At 62.6% G+C, this 1,585-nt stretch carries 2 protein-coding genes; both read right to left on the bottom strand.

Annotated features, from left to right (window positions below; genetic code table 11):
* Positions 1-69 precede the first annotated feature (69 nt).
* Complete coding sequence (locus L0D17_RS13045) at positions 70-693, bottom strand: hypothetical protein (RefSeq protein WP_243095685.1); 624 nt, start codon at positions 691-693, stop codon at positions 70-72.
* 218 nt (positions 694-911) lie between these two features.
* Positions 912-1,301 (bottom strand): hypothetical protein, encoded by a 390-nt coding sequence (locus tag L0D17_RS13040; RefSeq protein WP_243095684.1) that lies wholly within the window; start codon positions 1,299-1,301, stop codon positions 912-914.
* Between the last annotated feature and the right edge of the window lie 284 nt (positions 1,302-1,585).

Below are 1,585 nucleotides of genomic sequence, written 5' to 3'. Positions count from 1 at the left end.
GGTCCACGGGGCACCTCCTCGTGCTAAGGTGTGCCCCCCTATTAAACACGGACCCTTACACATAAATCCTTACACGACCTCGGGTAGGAAGGTTGTCCATGAGTTTTTACTGCACTTACTTGCAAAGGCGCTCCAGTTTTCTGGCCAAGTTTCTGGAGGGGTAAACCCTTCGGTACCCACCGAACGCCGACTCGGGATGTCTATGATCACGGGGGTTGGCGTTCCGGTAGTAATCTCGCTGACAAGGCCCCTGACATCTTCCAGAGAGTCAGACCGAGCTGACGAGACTACGAAGATACGATGGCTTCCTTTCCTACTTCTAACACAAGTGATGCTATAAGGCCTTATCAGGCCAGAGCAAAAGACTGGCATTTGGGAGGCAGGTCCACCATGTGTGATGTCAACCACCCTTTCGCCCCAAAACTCTGAAAGAATAATCCTGCCGTCGGGCAACGGGCACATGCTGGAGGGCCCCTGGAGCCCCCAGGCAAAGGGCTTGGCCTCCTCCATGTCCCCGCCCTTGGTGACGTCCTTCACCTTGCCCGTGGTGCGCTCCACCACCAGGAGCCTGCCGTCCGGGGTCCACTCCATGTGGGTGGGCGCGTGCAGGTTCCAGGCGAAGGGCCTCACGTGAACCCGCCGCGTCCGGCCGCCGACCTTGACCTCCTGCACTTCCTTGAGCATCTCCTTCACCCCCTTCCGGGTTAGCCCCAGGGTAGCAGGGGGGAGGTTACGCGGAGGTTACGTGGAAAGGGTGCCACGGCCAGCATCCCGCGTGGCTCCCCGTAACCAGGGCCCCAAGCCCTTGCCAAATCCGGCCGGCCCCTCTAGCGGCGGGGCTCCTGACGGGCTAGCCGGGCCGTGGGGCCGAGGAGGAGAAAGGAGGCGAGGCAGAAAACGCTCCCAGGAGATCACCGGGTCCGTTTCTCCATTTGGCCGAGGAAGCCCCAGGCGACCAAGGCCAGGAGGAGAAATCCAAGCCCCGCTCCCAGATAGACCTCCTCCAAGCCCACCTTTCCCCCCACTGCCCCCGCCAAAAGTGCCCCCAAAAGCCCGGCCGAGCCGCTAAGGAACCTCATTCCACCCCCTACCCGGCCCAGCAGGGCATCCGGGGCCAGGGCCTGCCTTAGCACCACCTCTTGGACCCCCAGGAGGATGGCGCTTATCCCCAGGAGGGCCACGAGGAGCAGGCCCAGGGGAAGGGGAGGCTTGAAGAGCAAACCCAGGACGGCCCCGGCGTCCATGAGGAAAAGGAGGCTAAGCACCCTTTGCGGCCTTTTGCCTTTAAGTTTCCCTGCCAAAAGCCCTCCTAAGGCCCCCCCAAGGGAGAAGGCGGTGCTGAGGAGCCCATACCCTATGGGTCCGTACCCGGCTTGGAGGGACCAGAGGGGAAGAAGGGCGAAGGGCATGACCCGGAGGAAGCTGGCTCCAAGGACCGCTCCGGCTAGCCGACGAAAGAAGGCTTCCTGGTACAGCCACCTCAGGCCAGCCAGCACCCCCGGGGGGGCTTTTCCAAGAGGCGGTATGGGACCCACATTCCGCACCCCCTTCACTCCAGCAGGTAATATCGCCCGGCCCCCAGGAG

This window comes from Thermus thalpophilus (genome assembly GCF_022760915.1).
Taxonomy (GTDB): domain Bacteria; phylum Deinococcota; class Deinococci; order Deinococcales; family Thermaceae; genus Thermus; species Thermus thalpophilus.
This window is presented reverse-complemented; position numbering and strand designations above follow the sequence as displayed.